This is a genomic window from Chelatococcus asaccharovorans, assembly GCF_003201475.1.
GTDB lineage: Bacteria > Pseudomonadota > Alphaproteobacteria > Rhizobiales > Beijerinckiaceae > Chelatococcus > Chelatococcus asaccharovorans.
On the sequence record NZ_QJJK01000010.1, the window covers coordinates 176,379 to 201,804 of the forward strand.

Consider the following 25,426-nt stretch of genomic DNA (forward strand, 5'->3'; position numbering starts at 1 on the left):
GGTCGTTACGCTTCGCGCGGTTGCTATGGTCTGGCGCCCTCGAGCGGCCGGTCGAGAAGAAGCCCCTGCCGGGCGGCGAACTGCATCACCGCCGCGACGTCCACGGTGTGAAACGCCCGATCGACCAGCCTCACCGCCACATCCTGGTGCGGGTCGAAGAACAGCTCGCGCTCGCCATCGAGGGCGATGGCGCCCGCAGAGAGCGCTGGCGTGAAGACGGTGCCGGCCGGCATGCGGGCCCAAGACTGGATGCCGACCATCTCCACGAGACCGGGGGCGATCGGCGCGCGCACGCGCATCGCCGCCGTGGCGGCCGGCGCGAGGATCAGCGCGAGACCACCGGCTTCCCTGCGCGTGACCGGCTCGACGAGGCCTGCAATGGCCGCCATGCCGATCACCTCCGGATCGGCGAAGGCAACATAGAGCTCACGGAAGGTCTCGGTTCGCCAGAGCGCGCGGGCGCCCACAAAGCGGTCTGTGACAATGGCGACGTCGACCAGCGCGATCTCCGGCGCACCGCCGTCGATGCTCACCTCGATCGTCTTGTTGGCGGCGAAGGCGACGGCCGGCGGCACCAGGCCCATGGCGGCAAGCCCGGCGGCGAGGCCGGTGATGGTCGGCTCGCGATGTTCGGGAAAGGCGTTGTTGGTGCCGGTTGATATGCCGGCGATCGGTACCGTGCCGCAGTCGCCCGCCACCGCGCGATGCGTGCCGTCGCCACCGAGCACGATGATGACAGCCACATCGCCGGCCAAGGCCATCATCCGGGCGGCGCACCGCGTATCCTCCACCGTGCCGGTGATCTTCATGTCGAGAAAATTGAGCCGTGGAAAGCGCGCCGCGCTCTGGCCGCGCGCGCGCTCGATGCCGCGCAGCACATGACCGCCGATACCGCCGCGCTCCGGCATCATCACCACCTCCGCGACGCCGCAGGCGGCGAGTGCGGCCAACGCCCGCAGCACGATGTTGGCGCGGTCGGCGATCTGCACGCCGTTGGCGCTGGCGACGACGCGGCGTATGTCCCGCGCCGAAATCGGATTGGCGATAATGCCGACCTTCGGCGTCATCCGGTTTCCTTCCCTGCGTCCTTCTTTTTTGTCCTCCTCTCAGCAAACCGCGGGCCAAGCCCGCAGGATCGGCTAACCTTTTGATTTCGCTATCCCGGCAGCTTCAGCCAGGCGAGCAACCTGCGGCGACGGGCGCGACAGCTGTGGCCGAGGGCGCGACACCTGTGGCGCCGCACGGGGGGAGGGAACCGCCGCCGCGCCCGGAGGCCGCCGTCACCATGCTTGCGGGAACCGCCGATCGGGGCGACACTCGGCGCAAGAACAAGATCCGCCTCCGGGAGGATACCCATGCGCTACGATCAGGCTGCGCACATCGACGAGCTTGTGCGAACGGCAAACGGCCATGCGACACGACGGGACGCCATCATCCAGGATTCCTGGCGGCGCTGCGTGAGCGAACACAATCTCGACCCGGAGGTGCTGCGCGCGCCCTGCATCGTGACGCAGGCGCGGCTGCGCGAGCATCAGGACGCGATGGAGGAATTCCTCCAGACCGCCCGATTCGGTGCGGAGACGCTCTACCGCCAGGTCGCCGGCCTCGGCTACGTGATGCTGCTCACGGATTCCAAGGGCGTCACCGTTGATTTTATCGGTGACCCCACCTTCGACAACAATCTGATGCGTGCGGGACTCTATCTGGGTGCCGACTGGCATGAGGAGAACGCCGGCACCTGCGCTGTCGGCACCTGCATCGCCACCGGCGCGGCCCTGGTCGTCCACCAGACCGACCATTTCGACGCCACCCACATTCCACTCACCTGCACGGCGGCGCCGGTGTTCGATCCGGCGGGCAACCTCGCCGCAGTCCTGGACATCTCGGCGCTCCGGTCCCCCAGCCCGAAGGACAGCCAGTTCCTGGCGCTGCAATTCGTCAAGTCCTTTGCCCACAAGATCGAGACGGCGAACCTGATCAACCGCTTTCGGCGTGAATGGATCATCAAGCTCGCCGCCTCGCCCGAATTCGCCGATGTCGAGCCTGCGCATGCGCTGGCCGTGGACGGCTCGGGGCGCATCCTGGGCTTCAACAGCATGGCCCGTGAGTTGCTTTGCCGCGAAGGCGGGTCGCAGGGTGACCGCCGGCCCTTGGTGGGGCGCCCTATCTCGGAGTTCCTCGACCTCACCGTTGACGATCTGCCGCGCTTCGCCCATTCGCGGCCGGCAAGCCAGCGCATGGTGAGGCTCTCGGCAAGCGGCGTGCCCCTGTTCGCCCAGACCCTGCCGCCGCCGGGCCGTCCGGCAGGCATACCGGCGAGCGAGGCGCCGACGCCCACCCTGCCCCAGCCGCTGCAGGCGCTGTTCCGTGACGAGCCGGCAATGCACCAAGTCGCAGCCCGTGCGGCCAAGCTGGTCAACACCCAGATGAGTCTGCTGATCTGCGGCGAGACCGGCAGCGGCAAAGAATATCTGGCCAAAGCGATCCATGCCTCCAGCGGACGCGTCGGCAAGCCCTTCATCGCCGTCAACTGCGCGGCATTGCCCGAAACACTGATCGAGGGCGAACTGTTCGGCTATGAGCCCGGCGCCTTCACCGGCGCGGCCGCCAAGGGCAAGAAAGGCCTCGTCATCGAGGCGGACGGCGGCACGCTGTTCCTCGATGAGATCGGCGACATGCCGCTCGCCCTGCAGACGCGGCTCCTGCGTGTACTGGCCGAGCGCGAAATCACCCCGCTCGGGCGTTCACGGCCGATCCCGGTCAATATCCGTGTCATCGCCGCGACCCATCGCGACCTCGTGGCCGAGGTGAAGGCCGGATGCTTCCGTGAGGATCTTTATTTCCGGCTCAGCGGTGCCGTTCTCGCCCTGCCCGCCCTGCGCCACCGGACCGATCTCCCCTGGCTGGTGAAGCGACTGCTGGCCGAGCGAAAATCGACGGAAGGCGAGAGCCTGGACATCGCGGACGAGGCCATGCTGCTCATGCGTGGCTATAGCTGGCCCGGCAACGTGCGCGAACTTGCGAATGCGCTTGATTATGCCTGCGCCGTGGCGAGCGGCGGCCTCATCCAGCCCGAAGACCTGCCGGACGTCCTGCGGAGGCCAACCGACGTGATGTCGCCAATCCCACTGGCGTATAGGCTGCCGGACGCGCAAGCCCGGCCGCTTCACGCCTCCGCCCCATCGGCCGGCCGGTCCGACCGCGATGAGCTCATCGCCGTCCTCGCAGCCCGGCAATGGAACGTCTCTGCCGCTGCCCGCGACCTTGGCCTTGATCGCACCACCGTCCATCGCCGGATGCGGCGCCTTGGCGTCATGCCTCCCTGGCGAAGCACCAGCTCTTTGCAGTAAGGCCCGACGCAGGAGCGGCGCTTCACACGCCGGTGGTGACAGAACAAGGCCCGGCGTTATACCGCAGGATTGCCAGGCTAGGGTCAGGACCCATTAATCTGGTTGAAATGGTGTGAGGCCATTTGGCCGGATACAAGAAGCGGAGGTGAAGGAAGCCTTTCGGCTTTCGAGCCCTCCGCGACGCAGTTGCCGGCCAAATGGACCACATCCGAAGGACGCCGAAACGGCTGCGACCTGCGGCGTCGAGCCACTCGGCCGATGGAACCCCATCGACCTTCGCGTCTCTCCAGGAATCTCTTTTCGGCATCTCTTTGCCGTTTCAGGCGCCATTTCCATCATATTAATGGGTCCTGACCCTAGAGTGCGGCAGCGTCCGCTTGTGTAAGCTGAACCTTAAGCGCAGCGGCATTCTCCTCCAAATGCGCGACGGAACGCGTTCCCGGAATGGGCACGATCACCGGACTGAGAGCCAACAGCCACGCCAATGCAAACTGCGACGGCGTACAGCTGCGCTTGGCTGCCTCGGCGGCAAGGACGCCGGTTTGATCCGCCAGCGGTGCCCCGATCTTGGCGGGATTGCCATCGAGCGGGCCGTACGGGAAAAAGGTGATGTCATGTTCGATACAATACCGAACGATGTCCATCTGTGAGCGATCCGCGAAGCTGAATCGATTCTGCACCGATGCGATGGGCATCACGCTTCGGGCGCGCTCGAGTTCGTCGAGCGTGACGTTGGAGACGCCGACATGGCGAACCTTGCCGTCTTTCACCAGTTCGGCGAGCGCGCCGACAGTCTCTTCGATCGGCGTATCCTCGTCGACCCAATGCAGTTGCAGCAGGTCGATACGCTCGAGCCGAAGATGGGACAGGCTTGCCTCGCAGCCTGTTCTGATGGCCTTTCGGCGCCCATCCCGATAGGCGATGCCGGGCCCCATCTTCGTCAGACCGCATTTGGTGGTAATGACGAGATTGGCATCGTAAGGATGCAATGCCTCGGCGATGAGACCCTCGTTGTAGCCGGCACCATAGGCATGCGCGGTGTCGATCAGATTGATGCCGATTGCGACTGCGCGGCGCAGCACCGTCCTGGCGGCCTCGGGATCGGGGTAGGGACCCCAGTTGCCCGGCTGGCCGGTCAGGCGCATTGCGCCATAGCCCATGCGCGAGACCTCGAGGTCGCCTCCGATCTTGCGGTGGGTGGCAAAGGCGGGATTGTTCATGTCGTTTGTCCTCTTGAAAGTGCGCTGTCAGCGATGCCAACGCGCCAGCGACACGCGCCTGTTATCCATGGTCATCAAGGCTCGGACACCGGGTGTGGCCGGGCGCACCAGCTCCGGGGAGTCCTTCAGTGTGGAATGCGGATCGTCGGGTTGGACGGGCCCCTATCTCGCGCCATAGCTGTAGCGACGCTCCAGCCAGGTCACGATCTGCGCCGATATCCACGTCAGGATGACGAAGACGGCCGTCACGGCCAGTAGCGGCTCGTAGACCCTGAATGTCTGCATCCGGATGTAGTTGGCCACGCCGAGCAGATCCATCACAGTGATGGTGGAGGCGAGGACGGTCGATTTGAGCAGGATGATGTTCTGTCCGCCGAGCGCCGGAAGGCTGATCCGGAGCGCGCGGGGAAGGATGATGAGCAGCGAGGTCATCCAACTGCGCAGGCCCAGCGAACGGGCCGCCTCGATCTCGCCCTTGGGCACGCCGGCGATGCCGCCGCGCAGGATCTCCCCGCCATAGGCGGCGAAGCTGATCGTGAGGGCTGCCCATGCGTACCAGTAGCCTTCGCGCAGCACCGGCCAGAAGACGCTGTAGCGGATCGAGGGCATCTGGGCGAAGAGGTTCCCGAAGCCGTAATAGAGGATGTAGACCTGTATCAGGAGCGGGGTGCCCCTGATAACGGTGATAAAGGCCTTCGCCGGCTCTCGGAGCCAGCCCGACGAGGACATCCGCATCATCGCCATGAAGATCGCCCCGACGAGACCGGCGCTCAGGGACAGGAGCCACAGGCTCAGCGTCGTCCAGAATCCGTCGACGAGCTGCGGAACCATCTCCACCAAGAACGGAAAGTCCATCTCAGACGAACCCCCGATTCAGACGCCGTTCCAGACGGTCGATAAACAGGTTTGAGATCAAGGAGATGGCCAGGAACATCGCGGCGACCAGGAGGAAGAAGCTGAGATAGAATTTCGTCTGGCTTGCCGCGATCTTGCCGACGTTCAGAAGCTCCTCGAAGCCGACAACGCTCACGAGCGCGGAGTCCTTCAGGGCCGATTGCCAGAGGTTTCCGAGGCCAGGCAGCGCGATCCGCAGCATGAGCGGAAAGGTCACGAGGCGGAAGCGGATCAGCGGCGGCAATGCGAGCGCCTTGCCCGCCTCATGGATTCCCTTGGGGGTCGACACCATCGCCCCGCGGAAGACCTCGGTCATATAGGCGCCCTTGATGAACCCGAGCGCGAAGACGACCGTGGCGAAACCACTGAGCGTGATGCGTCCCTTAAGCCCGACCAACCCCATCGCGGCGTCGAACATGGACGTGCCGGTATAGTAGAGGAGAATGATCAGGAGCAGCGCCGGGATGGCGCGCACGAGTGTCGTGTAGAGTTCGGCGACCCTTGTCGCGATCAGGCCGCCGGAGAGCTTGGCCCAGCAGCCGACAAGGCCGAGCGCCAATCCCAGAACATAGGACGCGACCGATATCTCGATCGTCGTCGCCGCGCCGCGCAGGAGTTGCGCGCCCCAGCCCATCGGTCCAAAGCCGATCAGCACCAAGAACGTCGAGAAGTCGAACTGCATCCCAACCGCCATTCTTCAGGCGAGCCGGCGATGCCGGCTCGCCGTTTCGCACTATTCGCCGTAGGGATCGTGCTCGAAATACTTCTTCGCGATCGTCTGATACTCGCCGCTCTTGCGGATGGCGGCGAGCGCCGCATTGATGCGATCTTTCAGGACAGTATCGCCCTTGCGCACGCCGGCGCCTGCGCCGCGGCCGAGAATTGGATCGACGGGTGTGATGCCCTTGATCTCGAAAGGCTGGCCGGGGGCATTCTTCATGAAGATCGTCAACTGCAGGATGTCGCCCATGACGACATCGTTGCGGCCGGCGACGAGATCGGCGGTTGCATCGTCGAGTGTATCGTAGAGTTTGATCTTTGCCGCACTGCCGTAATAGTGCTCAAGGTAACGCTGGAAATTCGTGGCCTTCGTCACGGCGACGATCTTGTCCTTAAGACCTGCCGCGGTGATTTCCACCTTCATCGCCTTTGGCGCTACGAAGGCCGCAGGTCCGCGACGGTAGCGGTCTGTGAAGTCGACCACTTTCTCGCGTTCCGCAGTCATCGACATCCCCGACCAGATGATGTCGATCTTGTTGGCCTGGAGCGCCGGAATGATACCGTCCCATGCGACCGGGACGATCTCACATTTCGCCTTCATCTCCGAACAGAGCGCATTCATGATGTCGATGTCGAAGCCGTACCACTCGCCGGCCGGACTCTTGTTCGTCCAGGGCGGGAATGGCGCCGCGTTGTACCCCCAGCGCAGCGTATCCTGAGCGAACGCCGCCGATGCCGCCGATGCCGCCGCGAGCAGCATCAGGGCCGCCAACACTCTCGTCAGTGCTTTCACCACGTCTTTTTCCCCTTGCTTTTCATGGAAACGTCAGTTCGCTCCGCCGATCCCCTGCGACTGCAGCGAGTTCCGGCGCAGGTCCTGCTTGAGCACGGGCTTCGAACCCTTGCGCAACCGGTTGAAAGAGAACGGAGCGGGATCGACGACGGTCGGTGCCCCCATCACGATGTCCGCGGTCAGCCGGCCGGCGCCCGGCCCGATGCCGAAACCATGTCCGGAATAACCTGTGCTCAGGAAGAAGCCCGGCAACTCGTCAACCGCGGAGATGACCGGAACGGCATCAGGTGTCGCGTCGATCAGTCCGCCCCAGGATTCGACGATCTCAGCCTTGTCGAAGACGGGGAATGCGGCGCGCAGGTTGCGTAGCGCGGCATCCATGTCCGACTGAATGACCTTTGGGTCGAGAATCCGTGTCCGCTCAAAGGGCGAGACCTCGTCCATCCCCCATTTGCGCGCATCCAGCACCTCCTGAAGGAAGCGCTTGCCAATGCGAAGCCGGATCGACTTCCGTTCGATCATCAGACGCGGAAGAAAGTCGAACAGATACCGGAAGCTGTCGGGTACGATCTGCGCTTCATTCGAGAGACCGTAGGCAATATTGTAGCCGCCATCGAGGCGCTTGCGCAGGCCGAAGCCGCGGCCTCGGACCGAGACCTCAGGCCCCCCCTCCAGCGGCGCCGTCCGCATGACGTTGCCCTGAACATTGAGCTGGGGCAGGCGCAGGCCCAGGCTGTGACACATAAGACGCGACCAGACGCCGCCCGCAAGGACGACTGACTGGCAAGCGATCGTGCCTTTTTCCGTGACGACTCCTGAAACCGCGCCGGCCTTCGTCTCGACACCGCGAACAGCGCAGCCGGTCAGGATGCAGGCCCCCGCGTCACGTGCGCCTTCGGCGATCGCCGGGGCTGCGAGCGCAGGTTCGGCACGCCCGTCGCTCGGAGCGAAATGCGCGCCGATCCAGGGCCGGTCGGTCCCCGGCACCAGTGCTTGAATAGCCTCCGGGCCAATCATGCGGGCGTCGGACTGGTAAAGCCTGGCTTCGTCGTCGGCACGGCGCGCATCGGCCATCTCCGCTTCCGTCGCGCAAAGCGAGAGTATGCCGCATTGGCGGAAACCGGTTTCGCGGCCGGTCATCGCGTTCATCTGCCGCCAGAGCCTGAGGCTCTCGATCGCCAGTGGCAGTTCCCGCGGATCCCGGCTGAGCGTGCGGCACCAGCCCCAGTTCCGGCTCGACTGCTCGGCGCCGATCTCGCCTTTCTCGCAAAGAGCGACCGATATCCCCCGGCGGGCAAGAAAGAAGGCAGTGCTGACGCCCGCGATGCCTCCGCCGATGACGACGACATCGACCTTTTTGGGCAGTTGCGGATTCGAAACGACTTTCTGGACGGGCGGCGACATCGGGCACCAATCTCTGCACAACTAGGCGACTAGTGGCCCACTTGCGCATAGTGACGTTTTTATGTCAACAAGGTGGAAAGCGATCTGCTGCGGGAGAATGCATGACGGCGTTGAAGTGGCTTGCAGACCGGTATCCGCTTGCTCCGGGGGAGGCCGCTGCAGCTCAGCTCTTACGCGTCATCCGGGACGCCGTGGTCCGACTCGACATCGCGCCCGGTGAGAAACTATCGGAACAGGATCTTGCCGATGCGTTCGGCCTGAGCCGGCACCCCGTCCGCAACGCCTTGCTGCAGTTGCGGGATACGGGTCTGATCCGTTCCCTGCCGCAGAAGGCCACCCAGGTTCTGAGGATCTCGATCCCCGCGGTCGAGGCGGCCTGCTTCGTCAGGGAGGCTCTCGAATGCGCCGCGGCGCGCCGTGCCAGTGCGCATGCGACGCCCATGGCGCTCAAGGAGCTCCGCTACTGCGTGGCGCTCCAGAAGACGGCAGCGGAGAACAACGAGATCGAGCGCTTCATGCGGCTCGATGACGAATTTCACCGCCTCGTCATCACCGCCGCCGGGTTCGAGCTGGCTTGGAAGATCGTCGATGACCACAGGGTCCAGATCGACCGTATCCGCTATCTGAAGCTGCGCAGGGCGAAGGCCCGTGATCCGAGCTATGTCCACCTCTACACCGTCAATATCCGCGAGCACGAGGCGATCCTCGAGGCCGTCGCGGCGGGCAACGCCGACGTCGCCGAGGCGCTGACGCGACATCATACCACCAAACTTCTGGACGCACTGCCGATCCTGCTCAAGGATCATGCCGAGATGTTCGAACCGCGTCCTGTCGAGCAACCGGCAACCGATTGAAACAGGGTCCGCGACGGGGCGAGAGCCCGAACATTCAACAAGGCGCGGAAGCGGTGGCACCTCGGCGCGGATGACACGAGCCGAGCGGCGCCGCCCAGCTCCTTCATTTGCACGCCACAGCCTGCCGTTGCTGCAATGGCCAAGCCAAGCCGTGTTATGCCATGCCACCAGCATCGGATGGTGGGAGGCGAGCATGCAATATGCGAACAGCATCTTGCCCCAATCCGGCTTCGCGAGAGCAGCGCCGATCCCGAGGAAAGCAGGCAGCGCATAGGCCGTCTCCGCGAGGCGGCAGTTGCCACCGACATTGGGCGTCCAGGCCAACCGCAGAGGAGTTTACAACTCTTAACTCGCTTTGCTGACCGGAAGACTGAACATTGCTCGCGCCAAAGGCTCTGCATGGATCGCCCCGTCATGCACGGCCGCGGAGGCAACCGCCCGGAGAGCAAAGACGGTGAGGCCGACATGAAGATCGACGTTCACGCCCATTTGTATCCTGCTGCCTATCTGGACCTGCTGGACAGCTTCGGCGGTACAGGCGTCGGCACCGCGATTGCGCGTGGTCTTCACGCCGGTGACACGTCCGAGGATATCGACCGGCGCCTGGCGATGATGGACAAGGCGGGCGTTGACGTTCAGATATTGTCCGTCTCGCCTCAGGACCCCTACTTTCAGAACCCGGACCAAAGCCTGGACGCGGCGCGCCTCGCCAACAACATCCTCGCGGAGGTTGTGAAGCGAGGCCGTCACCGCTTTGCCGCGTTCGCTTCCTTGCCGCTGCCGCATATCGACGCCGCAATCGCTGAAATGGATCGCTGCTTCCACGAATTGGAGATGATCGGCGTAACGGTGTCCACGACCATCCTGGGCAGGCCGCTGGCGGATTCCTGGTTCGATGGCCTGTTCTCCGAACTCGATCGGCGTGGGGCTGTCGTGTTCATCCACCCTGGTAGTGTAGGCCTCGCCTCAAGCTTGGTCACGAACTCCAGGCTCGATGGCCCGCTTGGCTCGCCATTCGAAGATACGATTTGCGTCCTGCAGCTCATACGGGCCGGCGTTCCCGAGCGTTTTCCAGGGATAAAATTCATTTCGTCCCATCTGGGCGGATGCCTCCCGTTCCTATCGAAGCGAATCGACGTGCAGGCGCCCGTTTTCATGACGAGCACGGTGATACCGAGCGTGGAAGCGAAGCATCTCTGGTTTGATACGGTGAATGCACATCCAGCGGCGCTTCGGTGTGCGTGCGAAACTTTTGGGGCGGACCGCTTATTGCTCGGGACCGATACCCCATATTGGCAGGGCGATCTCTACCAACTTGCTGTCGATTACATCAGCCAAGCGGGTCTGTCCGCTCAGGATGTGGAGCGGATCTACAGCGAAAACGCCATGGCACTGCTCGGCGCGAAACTTTCCCAAGCCGGCGCAGTCCCGGCCCGTTGATTAACGGTCGTGACTGAACTCCGTACCCGTGCACCGCCTTCTGCGACCGGGGCGCCGGCCCGTGTCGGCCCTGGGCTGTTCACTTTCGCGGCGCGCACGGTTTGCCGATCGTCTCGTACCAGCTGGGTGCAGGAAAGGGTGGCGGGATGCGAACGGATCCCCGCCCAGGAGGAGCTGGGGTGACCGGGCGACCGGCGGTCCGCTGTGTTTCGATAATCTCCGGTGCTCGATATCGCGGACGCCTACATCACGTGCTCGATGCGAATCGGCAGCTCACGCAGACGCCGGCCTGTCGCGTGAAAGACGGCGTTGGCGATCGCCGGCGCCACGCCGCACAGCGACACCTCGCCGAGGCTCTTGACGCCGCTCTCCAGCAGACCATCAGGCTCGTCGATAAATTCCACGTCGATCCGGCCGATGTCAGCATTCACGGGGATCGCATATTCGGCAAGGTCCGCGTTCAAGAAACCGCCGTAGCGCGGATCCGTTTCGCTTGCCTCACGCAGTGCCGCGCCGATCCCCCACACGACACCGCCGCGCACCTGGCTCAGCGCCGTCCGCGGGCTGATCACGCGGCCACAGTCGGCAACGCTGACAACACGCGGCACACGGATGCGCCTCAGCCGGGGCTCCACGTGGACCTCCACGAAATGAGCGATGAAGCTGAAGGAGACGCAATCGTCGAAGACCGGTCCGGCCCGGGATACGAGGCCCGAACGAAGAAGACCAAAGACATCGTCCGGCTGGCCCGGCGGCTTGACCATGGTTTCGACATCGAGCGAATCCCTGGCTGCGGCCTTTAGGATCTCCGATGGGGATCTGCCTTCGACGACACCATCAGGCGTAAGCTTCGCCAGCGCCTTCCACATCGCGTCGGCGGCAGCCTCGATGGCCAGGGCGGCGGAAGCCGAGCCCCAGGAGCCCGCCGTCGGCTGCTGTAGAGCGGCCCGTGTGTCACCGATGACAACGGTGACCGCGCCGGGCGAGATCCGGAGCTTACGGCCCGCCACGGCCGCGATCACGCTTCGCATGCCTTGTCCCATCTCATGGGCCCCCATGGCGATTTCGACGCCACCGTCACTATTGGCGGTCAGCCTCACGACGTTCGAGACCATCATGCCGGGATAGGCGCCGAGCGCCACGCCCCAACCGACGAAAGAGCCGTCGGCTGAGCGCATGGACCGAGGTTCTGCGCTCCGGGCCTGCCAGCCGAAGCGTTCGGCGCCGCGCCGCAGGCACGTACCGGCGTGACGCGAGCTAAATGGGCGCTTGGTGATCGGATCAAGGATCGTATCATTGGCGAGACGCAGGTCGACAGGATCCATTCCGATTGCATAGGCAAGCTCGTCCATGGCCGTTTCCATCGCGAAACAAGCGGGATGCTCAAAGGGCGCGCGCATGAAGCCCGGCGTCTGCGTGTCCGTGCGTATCAGCCGATGAAGGCCGCGAAACGCGCTCCAGCCATAAAGACGCGCGCTGGTCGCCGCATACTCACCGGGAAAGAAGTCGATGCGCGAGGACTGTGCGTCCGTCTCATGGATGGCCGCAAGCAACGTGCCGGAGACGTCGGCGCCGAGCCGGACGTGATGCCGGGAAGCGGGACGAAAGCTCGCGCCTTGAAAGAGCTGGGTCCGCGGCACGACCAGCTTCACGGGAGCGCCTGCACGTCGCGACGCGGCAGCGGCGAGCGCAGTCTGCATCTGGAGTGAGTTCTTCTGGCCGAAGCCGCCCCCGACGAACGGCGAGATGACCTCCACCTGCCCGGCAGGGATCCCGAGGACGCGCGCAAGGCCGTGGCGGACGCCTTCAGCGTTCTGCGTGCCTTCATGGACGATGAGCGTGTCGCCTTCCCACTCGGCCACCGTGGCGATGAGTTCGATGGGATTTTGATGCTGCGCCGGACATTTGAGTTCAATGTCGACTTTGATAGGCGCCGCCGCGAAAGCCGCGTCGGCGTCGGCGGCGACGGGCTCCGTGAGAAATTGGCCCATGGGTGTGTCGGCCTGGTCAACGATGTCCACGCCAGGGGAATCGATGGTCGGGCAGAACGCCTCCGCCGCGTAGGTTGCGCGGACCAGCGCCGCCGCTTCGGTCGCCGCCTCGAAGGTGTCGGCAACGACGACTGCGATGGGCTGACCTCGGTAGGCGATGTCCGGCGAGCGCAACGGTTGAAAATTTTGAAAGCCGTAGCCGCCGAGGAGGAAGCCCGGAAGCTGCAAGTCAGCCAGGTCCTGATGTGTCAGGACCTGACGCACGCCGGGGGTGGCGCTCGCCGCCAGCGTGTCGATATCGAGGATGCGTCCCTTCGGAATGGTGGAGACTGCAAGCGCGGCATGCAGCAGGCCCGGCCGCGGGCTATCCGCGCCGAAGATTGGAGCACCGCAGACCTTTTGCCGGGCATCCTCGCGGGGAACGTTCGGGAAGGGAACGTCGGTCATGGTGTCAGGCCCTCTGTCTTGCCGTCATCAATGCGTCTGTGACGGTGCGAATACCGAGCTCGATGCGGAAGGCGTTGGAACGACCAGGGATCGCGCCGTCGAGCGCCGCCTCGCCCGCAGCGCGCGCTGCGCTCTCGTCGAACCGGCGGCCGATCAGCAGCCGCTCGGCCGCCCGCGCACGCCAGGGCCGAGTGGCAAGGCCGCCGACGGCCACGCGAGCGTCGCGCACCACATCGCCGTCCATCTCGAGCGCCACCGCCGCCGAAGCGAGCGCGAAGGCGTATGATTCGCGATCTCGAACCTTCAGGAAGGTCGAGGCCCGACCGAGCGGCGTGACCGGGATACGGATGCGAACGATCATCTCGCCGGGCTCAAGCGTGGTCTCTTTCTGAGGCGTGTCGGCAGGCTCGCGATGCAGCTCCTCGAACGGAAGCACCCGTTCACCGCCCGGGCCGACGACGTCGATCTCGGCGTCGAAGGCGACGAGGGCCGCGGCGAAGTCGCCCGGATACACCGCGCTGCAAGAAGGGCTCGCGCCCAGAAGCGCCTGACCGCGGTCAAGCCCTTCAGCGGCAGCGCACCCGCTGCCAGGGTCGCGCTTGTTGCAGGCGTATGGCTCCCCGCCCCGGAAATAGGGACACCGCGTGCGCTGCAACAGATTACCGCCGAGGCTCGCCATATTGCGCAGTTGCTGGGAGGCGGCACGCCAAAGCGACTCGGAGATGGCGGGATAGTCTCGGACGAGGCCGGCGTCGGCGGCCACCTCGCTCATCCGCGCGAGCGCCCCGAACACGAGCTCGCGCTCTCCCGAGGTGTCGAAGTGCTTCAACTCGCCCAGGTGATTGATATCGATGATTCGCTCGGGTCGCTCGATCCGGAGTTTCATGAGGTCGTAGAGCGTCGTGCCACCTGCGAGCAGCTTCGCGCCCCTGCTGAGGGCTTTCACGGCGTCGCCGACATTGGATGCGCGGACATAGGTGAACGGCTGCATGGCTTACCCCTGCGTCCTGGCCGCGACGTCCTCGATCGCCGCGACAATCCCGACATAGGCGCCGCAACGGCAGAGGTTGCCGCTCATGTATTCGCGGATTTCATCGAGCGATTTGGCATGCCCTTCTTGGACGCAAGCGATCGCGGACATGATCTGCCCCGGCGTGCAGTAGCCGCACTGGAGTGCGTCGTGATCGATGAAGGCCTGTTGCATCGGATGCAGCGCGCCATCGACGCCTTGAAGGCCCTCGATCGTGCCGACGTCGTAGCCTTGAGCTTGCGCCGCGAGCGTCAGACAGGAAACGACGCGGCGACCGTCGATATGTACGGTGCAAGCACCGCACTGACCATGGTCGCACCCCTTCTTCGCGCCGGTCAGACCGATATGCTCGCGCAAAGCGTCGAGCAAGCTCGTGCGCACATCGATGAAAAGATCATGGATCGCGCCATTCACCATCAGTGTGACGCTAAGGCTGGCAGTGGCCCGTCGCGGTTGCGCTTGGGATAATGTGACCGTGCCCGTCATCTCATGCCTCCGTGTCGCGGCGTGTAAGCTCGACCGTTACCGGGGTGACGCGATCATCGGATCGTCGAGCCGCGGCACGGTTGCGCACCCACCGGATTGTGCGCGTGGCGGCAGAATTTGAGGCGTTAAGACGTGCAAAATCGCGCAAAAAGGCGAATTGGCTGTGTGCCGGCGGACGCTTTGAAAAGCCGGAGTTTCGTCCCTCGTCTGTCGAAATGCGTACGGCGCTGACATCGCGGTCCCCGACCCATTTCGTGCCGGGCACGCTGACGCAGTGGAAGACCGGGATAAGCCAGGCGCCGTCGTCGAGCACGACCGGCGGCTGGCGCACGAAGATGCCGTGGCCGTCGGGTGCGTATGAGGCGGATGCAAATGTCGAAGTCGCACCACTAGAGCAAGTCCGTCTTTTGCGGACTTGCTCCGCTCAAAAAATGACGAGCAAATTCATCGGCTTAGATGGGATCAAACGATTCCATCTAAGCCGGATTTGCTCTAGGCGTCAGGCCAGGCCGATCAGAACGCCACCCGCCGCGCCGACGATGACGACGACCCAGGGGGGCGCTTTCCACGCCATCAGCAGCACGAAGCAGGTGAGCGCCAGCGCGAACGGCCGGGCGCCAACAATCGCACTGGTAAAGACCGGATCGTAGAGGGCCGCGCCGAGGATGCCGACGACGGCGGCATTGGCGCCGCGCATCAGGGCTTGCGCGCTTTCACCCTTGCGAAAGCTATCCCAGAACGGAATGACGCCGATGAGGATCAGGAAGCCCGGCAGGAACACGGCGACCAGCGCGATGCCAGCCCCGATGAGGCCATGGGGCTCTGGCCCCAGCACGGCGCCCAGATAGGCCGCGAAGGTGAAGAGCGGCCCGGGCACGGCCTGCGCCGCACCATACCCCGCCAGAAACTGATCGTGGCTGACCCAGCCGCGGCCCACCACCTCGGTTTCGAGGAGCGGCAGCACGACGTGTCCACCGCCGAAAACGAGTGAGCCCGCACGGTAGAACGCATCGAAGACGGCGAGCCCCTGCCAGGACGTGGCGGCCGTAACCAGGGGCAGCGCGAACAGCAGGGCGACAAAGAGCGTGAGGGATATGACGCCGAACGTCCGCGAGACGGGGAAGTCGATATGGCTTGTGATCGCCGCGTGTCCCGTGCGGCAGACCAGGAGCCCGGCCAGGGCGCCGCCGGCGATGGCCACCACCTGCCCAAACGAACCCGCGACGAGTAGGACGATCAGCACGGCTCCGAGGGCAATGGTCGCGCGCTGGCGGTCCGGACAGAGGTTCCTGGCCATCCCCCAGACCGCCTGCGCCACGACGGCGACGGCCACGATCTTCAGGCCACTGATGATGCCGCTGCCGATGGGGCCGCCGAACGCTGCCGCGCCATAGGCGAAGAGAACGAGCAGGATGGCCGACGGGAGGGTGAAGGCTGTCCAGGCTCCCAATGCGCCGAGCGGGCCGCCGCGCAGGAGCCCGAGCGCAAAGCCCACCTGGCTTGACGCCGGGCCTGGCAGGAACTGGCTCAAGGCGACGAGATCGGCATAGCCTTTCTCGTCGATCCATCGGCGCCGCAGGACAAGTTCGTCGCGGAAATACCCGAGATGCGCGATCGGTCCGCCGAAGGAGGTGAGGCCGAGCTTGAGGAAGGCCGTGAACACTTCGCCGGCCGAGCCATGACTCGCGTGTCCAGCGCCGTGGCCCATCGTCACATCATCCATCCCTGATCGCCTCTTCGGTGAATTCGCGGGCCCGCAGGGTGCCTTGGGGCTATGACGGATTTATCATCGCCGTAGAGCGGCCGTAAGGCCCTGTGCGGCCAGGCCGGCAAGCAGGCGGCATCAGATCTGACATTTTGCGACGCTGGCCCTTTCGTGCCTCGGGCATTGGCGTATGTATCAAAAGCAAATCGCGGGGTGCATGCCATGAAGATCGATCTCAACGCCGATGTCGGCGAAAGTTTCGGCCCCTGGACGATGGGGGATGACGCCGCGATGTTCGAGATCGTGACGACCGCGAATATCGCATGCGGCTTCCATGCGGGCGATCCCGAGATCATGCGCAGAACGAGCGAGATCGCAAAGGCCAAGGGGGTTGCAGTCGGGGCCCATCCCGGCTTCGCCGACCTGATCAATTTCGGGCGACGGCGCATCATGGGCCTGACTGCGCGCGAGGTCGAGAATCTGGTGGCCTACCAGGTGGGTGCCTTCGCCGCGGTGGCCGGGCTCGCCGGTCATCGCATGACGCATGTGAAGGCGCATGGTGCACTCGGCAACATGTGCAATGACGACGAACCCCTCGCCTTGGCGGCGGCTCGCGGCATCAAGGCGGCAGCGCCCGACACGCTCTTTCTCGTCATGCCGGGCCTGCCGACCGAGCGCGCAGCGGAGAAGGTGGGCTTGGCCTATTTTCGCGAAATCTATGCTGACCGAACCTATGACGACAGTTTCAATCTCACGGACCGCGGCAAGCCCGGTTCCGTGCTGCATGATCCCGACGACGCAACCAGCCATGTGATGCGAATGCTCGACGCCGGCGCCATCATCTCGGTCAACGGCAAGACGCTGAAGGTCGAGATCGATTCCATCTGCGTCCACGGGGACAACCCCCATGCCGTCGCCTTGGCCCGTACGCTTCGCGACAGGCTGGAAGCGCAGGGTGTTACCATCGCCCGTTATGCGGGCTGAATGTCCTCATCCAGCCATCACCCACGGCCCCACCGTCCGGGCAGGACATCGAACCCTCACAGAGCGGAGCCGCGACCGCCAAGGCGCCCGCGTCTGCCAAAGCGCGGTGGGGACGGGTTTCTCACGCCTCACGCGGTGGGCACGGTCCCTCCATCGATGACATATTCGGTGCCGGTTATGGCCGCGGCGCGCGGGGATACCAGGAAGGTTATCAGATCGGCGACCTCGTCTGGTTTGACCGGTCGACCAAGCGGAATTCCGCCTAACGAATTCATGATGATCCTCTTGCCGCCCTCATAGTCAGTCCCGGCGTCCTTCGCGAGCCGTTCCGCGAGCGCCACGGCGGCGTCGGTCTCGATCCAGCCCGGCGACACGCGAACCACCCTGATCCCCTTGGGGGTCACTTCCTTTGACAGGCTCTTGCTATAGGTCGATAGCGCCGCTTTCGCTGCGGCGTAGGCCGTCGTCGATTCCGGCAGGGGCAGTTCGTGCTGGATCGACGTCACGTGGACGATGACGCCTGCTCCCTGCGCAATCATCGAAGGAAGCAGCACGCGGTCGAGCCGGACCGCGGGCATGAGATTGTGATCGATCTCTTTTTGCCATTCCTCATCGGTCAATGCCGCAAAGCCGCCTCCAGGCGCGCTCGATCCTCCGAGCATATTGACGAGGATGTCGATGCCGCCGAATGTCGCGATCACTTCCTCCGCAACCTTGGCGCACCCCTGCGCAGTCAGCAGGTCGGCCGCGATGTATTGGATGGTCCCCGTTCCATGCTGGGGCACCGTTCTGGCCGTTACCGCGACGCGCGCGCCTGCGGCCGCCAGTGCGCGAGCGGCCGCAGCGCCGGCGCCCCTCGTGCCGCCCGTCACGAGGGCGCGTTTTCCATCAAGGCCAAGATCGAAGCTCATGGGACGATCTCCAGCCGGGAAATCGCATCACCTGAGAGCGTGAAAGCGTAGCGAAGGTCGACCGGGCTTCCCGGGAAATTTCCCGTCAGATGTGCGGTGACGATGACCCTGTCGTCCTGATTCTCAATGGCCACGGGTTCCGCGACATAATCGTATTGTACGGAAGCCGCGGCCTTCCAGGCCGCGATAGCGTCGTGCCCCGTGTATGTCTTCTTCTCATCGAGGACAACGGCATCGGGCGTGAAGCATTTGGCAACCGCCACACCATCCGTCGTATCCGCGGCAAAGTAATCGGCTATGGGCTGGGGAAATGAGAGGGGCATGATCGATCTCCGGGTTGAGCTTGTCCGGTTCTCGAAAATGGCCTAACTTTCCTAAAGTGCAAGAACACACGGAAAAGTAAGGTACTTACGAAAAGGTATGCAACACACCTATACGCGAGAGACGGCAGCCGAGGGCGTCGAGAACGCGCTCAAGCTCCTTGAGGGGCGCTGGAAGCTGGTGATCCTGTTTCACCTCTTTGGTGGCCATGTTCTGCGCTTCTCCGATCTCGAACGTGCAATTCCGGGAATCTCGCAGAAAATGCTGATCCAGCAGCTTCGCCAGATGGAGAAGGACGGGATCGTGCGCCGCATTGTCCACCATCAGGTGCCCCCGAAGGTCGAATACTGCCTCACAGACTGGGGCCAGGCCTTGTGCCCGGCTCTGGACGCGCTGCTCACCTGGGCGGCACAGCGCGAAGGCACAGACGGCGTAAGCCCACCCGCCGCGCGTCGGGACTGAGCGATAGGCGCCAGATTGAAGGCGGCGTCGCAGAGAACAGACCGCCTCATTGAGTCAGATTCGTTCAACTCGAGCATAATCCGACCGGAGTGAAACAAGGATCGATAAGATTATGCTTGAAATAAAGGAGGTGAGAGCGCCGATCTGATGCAATCCGATCGAAACGCGCTCTAGAGCATTTTCGAGCGAAGTGGACACCGGTTCGCGTGAAGAAAATGCGCTAAAACAAAGACATGGATCATTTTCGCGATTCGGAGAAACGCGAAAATGCTCTAGCTGAGCTTTTTGCGGATCAACACCAGGCTTGGATCTTCTGGATGGCTTACCGCAATAAAGCCCTGCTCCCGTTCCAGTTCTATGGCTTCACGGTTTTCACGGTTCTCGACCGATTCAAGTACCTTGACGCCCTTTGCCTCTGCATAACGGGCGACATAGCGGAGCAATTCCCAAGCGACACCCTTGTGCTTGTCGTCCGCGCGAACGGAAATCGCCACCTCGGCCCGCTCGAGATTAACGTCACAAGCCACCATGGCTGTGGCGATGATCGATTGGCCGTCCTGGTCAAAGGCGAGGAAATGCTCTGTCTGATGATGGTCCACATGTGTCATGTCGCTGAGGCGCTCGTGACTGACCTCCTTCATGCTCGCCAGAAACCGAAAGCGGAGGTCTTGAGGTGTCACATGGGCGAAGAATTCGGCGAGGTCCTTCTCGTCGCCGACACGCACGGGGCGCACATGCAGCACGAGGCCGGTTCGGGTGACAAGATCGTGGTTCGAGGTCTCGCGCGTCATGGCGGTGCTCCAAATACGCCTCAGCCGAATGCTGAAATGCGTGGGTCGGGACAGTGCCACCGGTGCCCCGCATAGACGAGCATACCGGCGCGCACTGTAGCCCCTTCGACAGCCGGGAATTTTCCGACTTGTTCAGCCAGAGACTGCTCACGCCGGAGGAGACTGTCCTTGATGCGCGTCAAAGAGAGTGCAATCTCCGACATGGTGCCGATGGCGCGTGCTCCTCACTGTATTGGCTCACCTACGACGCGCTGCGACGTCGCCTTAGTCCGCCTCAAGTGCCCGCCGCAGGCGCCTGAGAACGACCCCCCTGGCGCGTTCGTCGGCTGCCCCAGCGACCGTATCGTTGATGTCGAGAATGAGCCTCGAGAGGTCGTTGTGCCAATCCGGCCGACCGGCACTGTGAGGCGCCATGCGTGCCGGGCGCTCGCGCTCCGTCTGGCGGGCGGGTGCGCCGGTCAGCGCGAAGGCGTCATCAAGCGCGGGGACAACAACCTGCAGCGCCGGAAAGTCTGCGGCCAGTCTGGCTTTCAGCCCGTCGATGGCCTCCAGCTCGCCATGGGTGAGAAAGACGTTGCCGGCGATCGGCTGGCGCGCAGCGAGCCAGGCGGCGAGTTCCGGCGCGTCGGCATGGCCGGAGTAGAGGTCGATCGCGCGAATGCGCGCCCTGACCTGCACCTCTTCTCCCATGAGGCGCACGCGCATCGCGCCGTCCTGCATGATTCGTCCGAGCGTGCCCTGTGCCTGGTAACCGACCAGAAGAACCGTGGCATCGGAGCGCCAGAGCCAGTTACGCAGATGATGGCGAATGCGCCCCGCCTCGCACATGCCGCTCGCCGCGATGATGATATGAAAGCTGCGGATGCGACCGATGGCCATGCTCTGCTCCACGGACTCCGTGAACCGGACCTGCTTGGCCTGCAAGGCGTCGCGCAGCCTCTCACCCGCCGCCATTTCCCCGGCATGCTTGGCGAAGACCTCGCTCGCCCGGGTGGCGAGCGGCGAATCGACGAAGATGGGCGCGTCGGGAATCGCGCCGTCCTTCATCAACTGGACCAGGTCGACGATGAGTTCCTGCGTCCGCTCCACCGCGAAGGAGGGGATAAGAAGCGCACCCGACGGCCGCACCGCCGCCGCGACCTCGGCGCGCAGGGCCTCTATCCGCCGCGCGGGAGACGCCTCATGGCGATCGGTGGTGCCGTAAGTGGACTCGCAGACGACATAGTCCAGGCCTGTCGGTCCGGTCGGCTGCGACTCGAGGAGCTTCTGGTTCGGGCCGATATCGCCGGAAAAGAGCAGCCGAAGCGGCTTGTCCTGCCCAGTTGTGACCTCCACTTCGATCGAGGCGGAGCCAAGAAGGTGTCCGGCGTTCCAGAATCGCGCCCGAATGCCCTTTGCCACATCCCGCCATGATCCATAGGGCACGGGCCGGAATTGCGTGAGTGTCCGCGTCGCCTGCTCCGCGTCGTAGATCGGCTGGACGCTTGGCAGGCCGCGCCTGGCATTGCGCCGGTTGAGCTGCTCGACCTCCATGGCCTGGATGTGGCCTGAATCCGGCAGCATCACCGAACAGAGATCGATCGTCGCGGGCGTGGCGTATATCGGCCCGGGATAACCATCCTTGGCCAACTTGGGCAGGAGACCGCTGTGATCGATATGCGCGTGAGTCAGCAGGACAGCGTCGATCTTCGCAGGATCGAACGGAAATGGCCGATAGTTCAGCTCTTTTTCCGTCTTGGAGCCCTGAAAGAGGCCACAGTCGACGAGGATATGCGCATCCCCTGTCTGCAGTGCAAAGCATGATCCGGTAACGGCCTCGGCCGCACCGTGGAAGCGAATGCAAAGATTGTTGCTCGCTTGAGCGGCTGCACCCGTCATAGCTTGCTGGCCTTTCGATCGTATCGCCCGCGCGTCCTGGCGATTTCGGACGGATCAGCCCGCTTCGTCAATCGCGATCAAGTCCACATCCCCGCCAAAAACCTTGCCCGGGCTGCGGCACTCTCCTCGGCGCTACGCCTTGTCGGTCAACAGCCCACGCGATGGCTGCCAGAACCCGGGCCAGCGGTCTTCGAGCAAGGCGCCTTCCAGGATATCCTTTGCGCGAAACGTGTCGGGTTTGGTTCGACCCAGATCGGCCCATTCTATCGGCATCGCCACGGACGCGCCGGCGCGGGCCCGCGTCGAATAAGGCGCGATCGCCGTGGCACCGCGCCCGTTGCGCAGATAATCGATGAAGATGCGGCCCTTGCGGGCCTTCTTGGAGAGGGTCGCCGTGTAGCGGCGCGGCTCGGCCTGCTCCATGGCTTTGGCGAAATCGCGTGCGAAGTCCTTGACATGGCCCCAGTCCGCCCGCGGCTTCAGCGGCACGACCACATGAAAGCCCTTGCCGCCGGACGTCTTGGCAAAGCTCTTGAAACCGAGCTCGTCCAGCCGGTCGCGCACGGCCAGCGTTGCCTCGCGCAGCTCAGGCAGACCGATCCCTTGATCGGGATCAAGATCGAAAATGATCTGATCCGGCGTCTCGATGGCGTCGATGGTCGCGCCCCAGACATGGATCTCGACGGTCCCGAATTGCACGAGCGCTGCCAGCCCGTCGAAATCACGGATGAACAGCAATTCCTCGCCCTCGCTGTCCCGCATTCTCGCGATGGCCTTGTGCATGCCCGGCGATGCGTGTTTCTGAAAGAACGTCTGCCCTTCGATACCGTCCGGAGCGCGCAGCAGGCTGAGCGGCCGGTCGACGATAAAGGGCTGGATGAGGGGCCAGACGCGCGCGTAATAGTCGAGCAGCCCCTGTTTTGTCAGGCCATCCTCCGGCCATAGCAATTTGTCGGCACTGCTGAGCTTGACGTTCGTCGTGGCCCGCATCGTCTGGCTCCGCCCCTTACGCCGGCTGCTCGGTGGCCCGCTGGTTGCGATGGGTCTGGTTGCGATGGGTGTGGCGGTCTGCTCGGCGATCACGTCGTCCGCGACCTTGTCCTCGCGCAGGCCGACAAAGGAAGCATGGCGCAGCGTCTTCGAGGCCGTCCAGGCGCGGAATGCAACCTCGGCCACGCGTTCCGGCTTGACCCAGACAATACCCTTTTCGCGCGCGGCCGCCCCCGCAAAGGGCGAACTTTCAGTCCTTATTGTGTCGAGCTTCGCCTTGAGCGCGGCCGCTGACTTCACCGTGAAACCCGTACCGACCCGCCCTGCGGGCTTGAGCGCTTCATCCTCGTAATACCCGACGACGATGGATCGCAACGCGCGCCCGGCTGTCGAGGGAACATAGCCGGCAATAACGAACTCCTGTCGCTGGACACATTTTGACTTGATCCAGTCACGACCGCGGCCACTGCGATAGGGCGCGTCGATGCGTTTGGAAATCACACCCTCCAGCCCCATCCGGCAGGCATGACTGAGCATGACATGCCCCTGTTCGATGAAATGCTCGCTGAAGCGCAACCGGCTGTCCGCACCGAGGCCTTGCAACAATCCCTCGAGACGGTCCTTGCGCGCGATGAGGGGTTCATCGCGCAGATCCTCCCCGTCGAGATACAACAGGTCGAACGCATAATAGACGAGATCGCCGACCCTGCCCTCGGAAAGCGCGGCCTGAAGCGCTGAGAACGACGAGATGCCCGCCTCCGTGAGCGCAACGACCTCGCCATCGATGAGGGCCTGATCGCAGGGCAAGGCCGCGAGGGTCTCGCGCAGGTCTTTGCCGAAACGTTCGGTCCAGTCGAGGCCGGAGCGTGTCAGCAAGGTAACCTCGCCGTCGACGACGCGCGCTTGCAGCCGATAGCCGTCGAACTTGACCTCGTGCAGCCAGCCCTCCCCCTCCGGCGCCTTGTCCTCTAAAGTCGCCAGGCATGGTTCTATGAACCGTGGAACGCTGACCGTGCGACTTGTCTCCGCTTTGAGGGCGGCTTTCCGGGTTTTAGGCTCTCGGGTCTTGGGATCTCGGGCTCTCGGGTCTTGCTCGCGCTGCCCTTACTGGCAGCCTCGGCACGCGTCCACACCCCGCCATGGGTATCGGACTGACCGATCTCGTCCACAGAAAGGCCCGTCTTGACCGAATCGGGCGCGGTCTCGAGGATGTCATCGTCCCGCCGTGCGAAGTCGTCATCCGCCTTGATCAAGAGCCAGTTGTCGCGCTTCTCACCCCGGCGCGGCTTCATCCGGACAAGGTGCCAGGCTCCCCTCAGCTTGTGACCGGTCAACGTGAAAGAAAGGTGGCCCTTCTCTATCCCGGCGGCCGGATCGCCCTCCGGCGACCAGGTGCCCTCATCCCAGACGATGACCGATCCGGCGCCGTATTGTCCGGGCGGGATCGTGCCTTCGAAGCCGCCGTACTCCAGCGGGTGATCCTCGACATGAACGGCGAGGCGCTTCTCGTCGGGATCGAGACTGGGGCCGCGGGTCACGGCCCAGGACCAGAGCACGCCATCATGTTCAAGCCGCAGATCATAATGCAGCCGCCTAGCTGCATGCTTCTGGACGACGAAGGCCCCGCCCTGCGCCTTTGCCTTGCGTCGCACCGATCGGCCCTGCGGCTCGCGGGTCGCTTTGAAATCACGTTTGGCGCGATACAGGTCGAGACTGGACACCGAAAGCCTCCTGTCCGCAGACGGCGATCATGCGCTCTTCTTCGCCTTGGCGGATTTCGTGCTGGATGCGGATTTTGCCCTGGACGGGGATTTGCCGGATGATGATGCCTTGGATGATGCTGTCTTGGATGATGCCTTGGCTGATGTCTTGGAGGATGCCTTGGGCAGTGACTTCTTGGTCGGTGATGTCCGGGCACGCGAGCCTCGGGCCGACGCCCCCTCCTCTTCCCCGGCCAGGCTCCTTTTCAAGGCATCGAACAGGTTGACGACATTGGCCGGCCTTTCCGCCGCCTGGACGACGGGCGGCTTCCGGCCCTTCCGCTTGGCTTCAATCAGTTCCAGCAAGGCCTCTTCATAGCGATCCTCGAAGTGCGATGGATCGAAGGATGCTTGCTTCTTGTCGATGATATGGGTGGCGAGCGAGACCAGTTCGTCATTGAGTTCTCCATCCGGAAGCTCTCCGAAGATCTCATCGGGCTTGCGCACCGTCTTGTCGTAACGCAGCGTCGTGAGCAGCAGCCCCTTGTCGAAGGGCTCGATCATCACCGGTCGTTCGCGGCGGTAAAGGACCATGCGGGCAATGCCGGCTTTCTTTTCCTTTTTCATAGCCTGACGAATGACGGCGTAGGCCTCTTCCGAGACCTCGTCGGCGGGTGTGACATAATAGGGCGTATCGAAATAGATATCCGGGATATCGGATCGGTCGACGAAATATTCGATTGCCGTCGTGTGAGATGATTCAATCTCCACGGAGTCGATTTCGTCCTCCTCGACGAGAAGGTACTCGTTGTCGCCGATCTCGTAGCCCTTCACCTCATCATCGTCGGAAACGGGCTTGCCGGTGACACTGTCGACATACTGGCGGCGCACGGTATTGCCGGTTTTCCGGTTGATGATCCGAAACGAGACCTTCTCGCTCTGGTCCGTCACCGCGGTCAGTTCGATCGCGCAGGAGACCAGCGAGAGTTTGAGGTAGCCCTTCCAGACCGGACGTGGAGCCATGACACCGTCCCTCGTTGCTGTTGCCTTTCGCA

General features: G+C 63.8%; 22 protein-coding genes. 5 read left to right on the forward strand and 17 right to left on the reverse strand.

Annotated features, from left to right (window positions below; translation table 11 throughout):
• Positions 1-23: 23 nt before the first annotated feature.
• The gene (locus C7450_RS23075; protein ID WP_110376820.1) at positions 24-1,067 is read right to left on the reverse strand and encodes an ATP-NAD kinase family protein; all 1,044 of its coding nucleotides are present in this window, start codon (positions 1,065-1,067) and stop codon (positions 24-26) included.
• A gap of 288 nt (positions 1,068-1,355) precedes the next feature.
• Between C7450_RS23075 and C7450_RS23080 the strand changes: the two genes are divergently transcribed.
• Positions 1,356-3,350 carry a sigma-54-dependent Fis family transcriptional regulator gene (locus C7450_RS23080; RefSeq protein WP_110376821.1) on the forward strand — a complete coding sequence of 665 codons (1,995 nt, stop codon included), beginning with the start codon at positions 1,356-1,358 and terminating at the stop codon, positions 3,348-3,350.
• Between the two features lie 356 nt (positions 3,351-3,706).
• On the opposite strand, the gene C7450_RS23085 is transcribed toward C7450_RS23080, so the two are convergent.
• The 5 genes from C7450_RS23085 to C7450_RS23105 all read right to left on the reverse strand — a co-directional run bounded on the left by C7450_RS23085 (position 3,707) and on the right by C7450_RS23105 (position 8,381).
• Positions 3,707-4,570 (reverse strand): aldo/keto reductase, encoded by an 864-nt coding sequence (locus C7450_RS23085; protein ID WP_110376822.1) that lies wholly within the window; start codon positions 4,568-4,570, stop codon positions 3,707-3,709.
• A gap of 162 nt (positions 4,571-4,732) precedes the next feature.
• Positions 4,733-5,425, reverse strand: a complete 693-nt coding sequence (locus tag C7450_RS23090) for an ABC transporter permease (RefSeq protein WP_110376823.1) — start codon at positions 5,423-5,425, stop codon at positions 4,733-4,735.
• A gap of 1 nt (position 5,426) precedes the next feature.
• Positions 5,427-6,146: an ABC transporter permease gene (locus C7450_RS23095; RefSeq protein WP_210206511.1), complete on the reverse strand. Its 720-nt coding sequence runs from the start codon at positions 6,144-6,146 to the stop codon at positions 5,427-5,429.
• A 51-nt stretch (positions 6,147-6,197) separates the two neighbouring features.
• Positions 6,198-6,980, reverse strand: a complete 783-nt coding sequence (locus tag C7450_RS23100; protein ID WP_146227468.1) for a transporter substrate-binding domain-containing protein — start codon at positions 6,978-6,980, stop codon at positions 6,198-6,200.
• A 30-nt stretch (positions 6,981-7,010) separates the two neighbouring features.
• The gene (locus C7450_RS23105) at positions 7,011-8,381 is read right to left on the reverse strand and encodes an NAD(P)/FAD-dependent oxidoreductase (protein ID WP_110376825.1); all 1,371 of its coding nucleotides are present in this window, start codon (positions 8,379-8,381) and stop codon (positions 7,011-7,013) included.
• Between the two features lie 101 nt (positions 8,382-8,482).
• Between C7450_RS23105 and C7450_RS23110 the strand changes: the two genes are divergently transcribed.
• The gene (locus C7450_RS23110; protein ID WP_110376826.1) at positions 8,483-9,235 is read left to right on the forward strand and encodes a GntR family transcriptional regulator; all 753 of its coding nucleotides are present in this window, start codon (positions 8,483-8,485) and stop codon (positions 9,233-9,235) included.
• Between the two features lie 465 nt (positions 9,236-9,700).
• On the forward strand, positions 9,701-10,675 hold the full coding sequence (locus C7450_RS23115) for an amidohydrolase family protein (RefSeq protein ID WP_170147382.1): 975 nt from the start codon (positions 9,701-9,703) through the stop codon (positions 10,673-10,675).
• 242 nt (positions 10,676-10,917) lie between these two features.
• Here C7450_RS23115 and C7450_RS23120 read toward each other — a convergent pair whose 3' ends face one another.
• From C7450_RS23120 to chrA, 4 genes are all read right to left on the reverse strand, one after another.
• Positions 10,918-13,113, reverse strand: a complete 2,196-nt coding sequence (locus C7450_RS23120) for a xanthine dehydrogenase family protein molybdopterin-binding subunit (RefSeq protein WP_110376828.1) — start codon at positions 13,111-13,113, stop codon at positions 10,918-10,920.
• 4 nt (positions 13,114-13,117) lie between these two features.
• On the reverse strand, positions 13,118-14,104 hold the full coding sequence (locus C7450_RS23125) for an FAD binding domain-containing protein (protein ID WP_110376829.1): 987 nt from the start codon (positions 14,102-14,104) through the stop codon (positions 13,118-13,120).
• Between the two features lie 3 nt (positions 14,105-14,107).
• A complete protein-coding gene (locus tag C7450_RS23130; RefSeq protein WP_110376830.1) occupies positions 14,108-14,629 on the reverse strand; it encodes a (2Fe-2S)-binding protein in 522 nt (173 codons plus the stop codon).
• Positions 14,630-15,128: 499 nt separating this feature from the next.
• Positions 15,129-16,352: a chromate efflux transporter gene (gene chrA, locus C7450_RS23140; protein WP_245450067.1), complete on the reverse strand. Its 1,224-nt coding sequence runs from the start codon at positions 16,350-16,352 to the stop codon at positions 15,129-15,131.
• Between the two features lie 204 nt (positions 16,353-16,556).
• On the opposite strand from chrA, the gene C7450_RS23145 reads away from it, so the two are divergent.
• Entirely contained in the window at positions 16,557-17,318 is a 762-nt protein-coding gene (locus tag C7450_RS23145) for a LamB/YcsF family protein (RefSeq protein WP_110376831.1), read from the forward strand.
• Between the two features lie 128 nt (positions 17,319-17,446).
• On the opposite strand, the gene C7450_RS23150 is transcribed toward C7450_RS23145, so the two are convergent.
• Both C7450_RS23150 and C7450_RS23155 read right to left on the reverse strand, forming a co-directional pair.
• Positions 17,447-18,229 (reverse strand): SDR family oxidoreductase, encoded by a 783-nt coding sequence (locus C7450_RS23150; RefSeq protein WP_110376832.1) that lies wholly within the window; start codon positions 18,227-18,229, stop codon positions 17,447-17,449.
• Positions 18,226-18,552 carry a nuclear transport factor 2 family protein gene (locus C7450_RS23155; RefSeq protein WP_110376833.1) on the reverse strand — a complete coding sequence of 109 codons (327 nt, stop codon included), beginning with the start codon at positions 18,550-18,552 and terminating at the stop codon, positions 18,226-18,228. Before C7450_RS23155 ends, C7450_RS23150 begins: the two co-directional genes overlap by 4 nt.
• Positions 18,553-18,649: 97 nt before the next feature.
• Here C7450_RS23155 and C7450_RS23160 point away from each other — a divergent pair, with 97 nt between their 5' ends.
• Positions 18,650-19,012, forward strand: a complete 363-nt coding sequence (locus tag C7450_RS23160; protein WP_110376834.1) for a winged helix-turn-helix transcriptional regulator — start codon at positions 18,650-18,652, stop codon at positions 19,010-19,012.
• A 272-nt stretch (positions 19,013-19,284) separates the two neighbouring features.
• Here C7450_RS23160 and C7450_RS23165 read toward each other — a convergent pair whose 3' ends face one another.
• The 5 genes from C7450_RS23165 to ku all read right to left on the reverse strand — a co-directional run bounded on the left by C7450_RS23165 (position 19,285) and on the right by ku (position 25,394).
• Positions 19,285-19,803, reverse strand: a complete 519-nt coding sequence (locus C7450_RS23165) for a GNAT family N-acetyltransferase (RefSeq protein WP_110376835.1) — start codon at positions 19,801-19,803, stop codon at positions 19,285-19,287.
• Positions 19,804-20,067: 264 nt separating this feature from the next.
• Positions 20,068-21,681 (reverse strand): MBL fold metallo-hydrolase, encoded by a 1,614-nt coding sequence (locus C7450_RS23170; protein ID WP_110376836.1) that lies wholly within the window; start codon positions 21,679-21,681, stop codon positions 20,068-20,070.
• A 132-nt stretch (positions 21,682-21,813) separates the two neighbouring features.
• Positions 21,814-23,664, reverse strand: coding sequence for a DNA ligase D (gene ligD / locus C7450_RS23175; RefSeq protein ID WP_342588539.1), 1,851 nt, complete (start codon positions 23,662-23,664; stop codon positions 21,814-21,816).
• Positions 23,661-24,392 carry a DNA polymerase ligase N-terminal domain-containing protein gene (locus C7450_RS34715; RefSeq protein WP_245450068.1) on the reverse strand — a complete coding sequence of 244 codons (732 nt, stop codon included), beginning with the start codon at positions 24,390-24,392 and terminating at the stop codon, positions 23,661-23,663. Before C7450_RS34715 ends, ligD begins: the two co-directional genes overlap by 4 nt.
• A 27-nt stretch (positions 24,393-24,419) precedes the next feature.
• Positions 24,420-25,394, reverse strand: coding sequence for a non-homologous end joining protein Ku (gene ku / locus C7450_RS23180; protein ID WP_110376837.1), 975 nt, complete (start codon positions 25,392-25,394; stop codon positions 24,420-24,422).
• Positions 25,395-25,426 lie beyond the last annotated feature (32 nt).